Source organism: Thermodesulfobacteriota bacterium (genome assembly GCA_040756475.1).
GTDB lineage: Bacteria > Desulfobacterota > Deferrisomatia > Deferrisomatales > JACRMM01 > JBFLZB01.
Genome location: JBFLZB010000066.1, coordinates 1 through 5220, shown reverse-complemented (window position 1 = coordinate 5220; position 5220 = coordinate 1). Strand labels below are relative to the sequence as shown.

3 protein-coding genes are annotated in these 5220 nt (G+C 70.1%); all 3 read left to right on the top strand.

The window, feature by feature from the left end; translation table 11 throughout:
• Positions 1-102 precede the first annotated feature (102 nt).
• A complete protein-coding gene (locus AB1578_11240) occupies positions 103-2841 on the top strand; it encodes an MXAN_5808 family serine peptidase (protein ID MEW6488470.1) in 2739 nt (912 codons plus the stop codon).
• An 82-nt stretch (positions 2842-2923) separates the two neighbouring features.
• Positions 2924-3814: a GTPase Era gene (gene era, locus AB1578_11235; GenBank protein ID MEW6488469.1), complete on the top strand. Its 891-nt coding sequence runs from the start codon at positions 2924-2926 to the stop codon at positions 3812-3814.
• Positions 3811-5199 carry a ribosome biogenesis GTPase Der gene (gene der, locus AB1578_11230; GenBank protein ID MEW6488468.1) on the top strand — a complete coding sequence of 463 codons (1389 nt, stop codon included), beginning with the start codon at positions 3811-3813 and terminating at the stop codon, positions 5197-5199. The genes era and der overlap by 4 nt, the downstream gene beginning before the upstream one ends.
• The last annotated feature ends 21 nt before the right edge of the window (positions 5200-5220 follow it).

Sequence of the window (5220 nt, the reverse complement as noted above, 5' to 3'; positions counted from 1 at the left end):
GCGGGAGCGGTTCCCCCCCGGGCATGGCCCTTTCGCCTTCCCCCCCCCTGCCCGATGTGCTAGCGTAGAACGCGTAAAAATCCCTCTTCTGGAGGCTCCATCGTGCGGCGCAAGATCTCCCTCGTCACCCTGATCGCGGCGCTGGTCGTTTTCGGCCTGATCACCGCCTTTTCCGGCTCCACCGCCACCGCTCCCTTCCACTCCCTGGGAGACCCCTTCCCCCGGGTCATCCACCAGGTGTTCTACCACGTGGAGAAGAAGTACGTGGAGCCCGAGCGGGCATCTCCCCGCAAGCTCGTGGAAGGGGCGCTGCGCGCCCTGGAGACCCAGTACCCCGAGGTGCTGGTGGACATCGACGAGGCCAAGAGCACGGCCCGGGTTCGGGTGGACGCGGTGGAGCGTACCTTCGACCTGGCCCCCGCCAGCCGCTTCAGCGCGGCCGCCGACGTGCTCAACACGGTGCTGACCTTCGTCTCGGCGAACCTGGGGACGGCCGTGGAGAAGAAGACCCTGTACTATTTCGCCCTCAACGGGGCGCTCGGGGTGCTCGACCCCCACTCCAACGCCCTGAGCCCCAAGCACTTCAAGGAGTTCATGATCGGCACCCGAGGCAGCTTCGGCGGCATCGGGTTCGTGTTCGGCATCCGCGACGGCGACATGACCATCATCACCCCCATCGAGGGCACCCCGGCGGACCGGGGGGGGCTGCGCAGCGGCGACAGGATCCTCTACATCGACGGGGAGCCCACCATCAACATGCCGGTGGACGTGGCGGCCAACAAGATGCGGGGCGAGCCGGGCACCCAGGTGACCCTGACCCTCTCCCGGGAGCAGTGGCCCGAGCCCCGCGCGCTGACCTTCACGCGGGAGATCATCCACGTGGACAGCGTGGAGAGCTACGTGCTCGGCGGCCCCGAAGCGCCGGTGCTCTACGCCAAGGTGAAGAACTTCCAGAAGGACACCACCGACGAACTGCGAAAGGCCGTGGCCCAGGCGGAGGCCGCCCACGGGAACCTCCGGGGCATCGTCCTGGACCTGCGCAACAACCCGGGGGGCCTCCTGGAGCAGGCCATCGAGCTCTCCGACGGGTTCATGGACGCGGGGGTGATCGTCTCCACCCGGGGGCCCGAGAGCGATGCCAACTCCCGCGCCGAAGCCAAGAAGGACCGCCTCATCTCCCGCAAGCCCATCGTGGTGCTGATCAACCAGGGCAGCGCGTCGGCCTCGGAGATCGTCACCGGAGCCCTCAAGGGATCCCGGGCCCTGGTGATCGGACAGAAGACCTTCGGCAAGGGCTCGGTGCAGAAGCTCTACCCCCTCACCGACGGCGGGGCTCTCAAGCTCACCGTCGCCCAGTACCTGACCCCCGGCGACATCTCCATCCAGTCCATCGGCGTGCAGCCCGACATCGCCGTGTACCCCGTGCAGGTGCAGGCGGGGAAGGCCCGTCTGGGCGCACCGCCGAGCCACATGGAAGAAGCCGAGCTCGAAAACGCCTTCAAGGAGTGGGGGAACGCCTCGGAGAACCACTGGGCCGAGATCCCCTTCTTCGAGCCGGTGAAGGAGGAGGACCAGCGCAGCTTTGCCGAGCTGGGGAAGGAAGAAAAGCTGGCCCGGCTGGACGAGGACTTCTTCCTCTCCCTGGCCCGGCGCATCCTGGCGCGGACGAAGGCGGCCGAGCTTGCGGAAACCCGCCAGGCGCTTCTCGCCGCAGCGACGGGGGAGCTGGAGGCCGTGCGGCGGGAAGAAGACGGGAAGATCGCCCGCACCCTCGCGGAGCTGGGCATCGCCTGGGACGCCGGCCCCGGAGCGCCGGAGGCGGCGCTGGAGGTGGAGGCTCCCGGCGAGCTGCGCCTCCTGGCGGGGGAGACGGCCAGGATCTCCCTGTCGGTTCGCAATGGGGGCACCGCCCCCGTCACTCGGGTCTGGGGGCGCACGGACTCGGCGAATCCCCTCCTGAACAACCTCGATTTCCCCTTCGGAACGGTCCAGCCGGGCGAGACCCGGACCTGGACGGCCGAAGTCGCAGTACCCCGGTCGTCGCTCGACCGCTGGGATACCGTGCGCCTGGTGCTGCGGCAGGGCGACGGGACCCCCGCCGGGGAGGGAACCGCCGAGGTGCGCACCCAGGCGGTGCCCCGTCCCGAATTCGCTTACGTATACGAGCTTTCCGACGAGAACACGGCCGAGCCTGCGCGCTCGGGGGACGGGATCCTGGAGGAAGCGGAGCGGGGCCGGTTCGTGATCCAGGTGCGAAACCGGGGGGATGCGCCGAGCCAGACCCTGGAGGTGAACATCCGGGGCGACGAGAAGGAGCAGCTCTACCTGGAGGCGGCGCGCCACAAGGTCGAGGGTCTGGCTCCGGGCGCCACGGCCGAGGCGCCCATGGGCTTTCGCCTGGTCAAGGCGGACGACGAGGGCAAGGTCTCCATTACCGTGACCCTGGCGGATCGGGAGCACGGAAGCTTCTTCTCGGACACGGTCAGCTTTCCGGCGGGCCAGCCCTACCCGGCCCGGGATGCCCGGAAACCCCCGGTGGTGGCCCTCAAGTCGCCGCCTCCCCTGCGGACCGCGGAGGAGGTGGTGATTCTCGAGATCTCGGTCTCCGACGACGAGGAGGTCAAGGAGTTCTATGCGTACCTCGGAGACAAGAAGATCCACTACCAGCGCAACCGGGGGGGAGGAAAGAAGCTCCCGGTGCGCCTGGAGGTGCCGCTCAAGCCGGGGTCGAACCGGGTGCTCCTGGCCGCCCGCGATCAGAAGGACCTCCAGACGAGCCGGACGTTCTTTGTCTTCCGCACCGAGGCGTCCCCCGCGGGCGCCGGGCTCGGGATGCGGTAGACTCTCCGGCAGCGCCGCCGCCGGCGTACCCTTGTTCGCGGGAGCGGTGCCGGCCGTCGCCCCGCCTCTCGAGCCTGCCCCCATGAGCCAGACGCCCATCACCCACTCGGGATTCATCGGCCTGCTGGGCCGCCCCAACGTGGGCAAGTCCACCCTGCTCAACCGCCTCCTGGGACAGAAGCTCGCCATCACGAGCCCCAAGCCCCAGACCACCCGAAACCGGCTCGCGGGGGTCTTGAACCGGGGGGCGGCGCAGCTCGTCTTCTTCGACACCCCCGGGGTGCACGAGGGGGAAAAGCTCCTCAATCGCTTCCTGGTGCGGGAGGCCCTGGCCTGCCTGCCCGACGTGGACGCGGCCGTCTTCCTGGTGGACGCGGCCGAGGGTCTGCGCCCGGGCGACGAGGCCCTGGCGGCTCGGCTTCGCACCGCAGCCACGCCGGTGCTCCTGGGGGTCAACAAGGTGGACGTAGGGTCCGCCCCCATCGAGGCGTTCTCGGGCCTCCTGCCCTTCCACTCGTGCCACCGGCTCTCGGCCTTGACCGGGGAGGGGATCGAGGGCCTGCTCGACGCCCTGTCGGGGCTCCTGCCCGAGGGGCCCGAATACTACCCGGAAGACCAGCTCACGGACCGCAGCGAGCGGTTCATCGCCCAGGAGTTCGTCCGGGAGAAGATCTTCGAGCTCACGGGCGAGGAGGTCCCCTACAGCGTGGCCGTGACGGTGGACCGCTGGGAGGAGCGGGACAACGGCGTCGTGGCGGTCTACGCGACCATCCACGTGGAGCGCGACAGCCAGAAGGGCATCATCATCGGCAAGGCCGGGCGCATGATTCGGGAGGTGGGCCACCGGGCCCGCCTGGACCTGGAGGCGCTGCTGGACACCCGCGTCTTCCTGGACTTGCACGTGAGCGTCGACAAGAACTGGACCAAGGACCCCCGGGGCCTCCAGCGCTACGGGTACGAGGCGCCATCGTGATCGTAGCCATCGTCGGACGCCCCAACGTGGGCAAGTCGACCCTGTTCAACCGCCTGGTGGGGAGGCGGGAGGCCATCGTGGAGGACGTGCCGGGGGTGACCCGGGACCGCCACTACGCCGAGGTGGAGTGGGACCGGCGGCGCTTCCACCTGGTGGACACGGGGGGCCTGGAGACCGAGACCGGCGACGAGCTGGTGGCCCTCACGAGCCACCAGGCCCGCTACGCCGTGGAGGAGGCCGACCTGCTCCTCTTCGTGGCCGACGCCCGCCAGGGTCTTTTGCCCGCCGACCGGGAGATCGCCCGCTACCTGCGCCAGCGCTCCAAGGACGTGATCCTCGTGGTGAACAAGGTGGACGGGCCGGGCACCGACGCCGCGGCCCTGGAGTTCCACGCCGCGGGGTTTGCCGAGGTGGTGCCGGTCTCGGCCGAGCACGGCCGGGGCGTCGAGGATCTGGTCCAGGCCCTGGAGGCGCGCATCCCCCCCGGGGAGCCGCGGCCCCCCGCGGCGGACGAGGCGGTTCGTGTGGCGGTGCTGGGGCGCCCCAACGTGGGAAAGAGCTCCCTCGTGAACCGGCTCCTCGGGCAGGACCGGGTCGCCGTGAGCCCGGTGGCGGGCACCACCCGCGACCCCATCGACACCCGGGTCCGGGCCTTCGGCCGGGACTACGTGCTCATCGACACGGCGGGGATCCGGCGCAAGACCCGGGTGGAGGAGGGGGCCGAGCGCTGGAGCACGCTACGGGCCATCCGCGCCATCGAACGCGCCCATGTCTGCCTCATCCTGTTGGACGCCGTCGAGGGCCTCACCGACCAGGACGCCCGCATCCTGAACCTGGTCCAGAAGGGGGGGCGGGGCGCGGTGCTGGTCCTCAACAAGTGGGACCTGGTGGAGAAGGATGCCAAGACCTTCGACCGCGCGGCCAGGGACCTGCGCGGCCGCCTGGGTCCCCACGCCCACGTGCCCGTCGTGAGCCTCTCGGCCCTAACGGGCCAGCGGGTGCCCAAGGTGTACGAAGCGGTGGATCGGGTGCACGCGGAGTGGATCAAGCGGGTGCCCACGTCCCAGGTGAACGCGTTTCTGGAGGCCGCCGTGCGGGAGCTCGCCCCCCCGGTCGTGGGGGGCAAGCGCACCCGGCTCTACTACATGACCCAGGTGACGGCGGCGCCGCCGCGGTTTGCCGCCTTCGCGAGCTACGCCGAAGGCATCCCCGCGTCCTACGCGCGGTTCCTAATCAACCGGCTCCGCGACGCCTTCGGTTTCGCGGGGATTCCCGTGACCATCCGCTTCCGCAACCGCTCTCGCCGGGAGAGCGCCGGCGCGAGACCCAGGGGACTTGCGGGAAGGGGAGAGGAAGACGACATGCGGATGGAGGAGGAGGGCTGAGGGGGAGGGGAGAGACCGGGG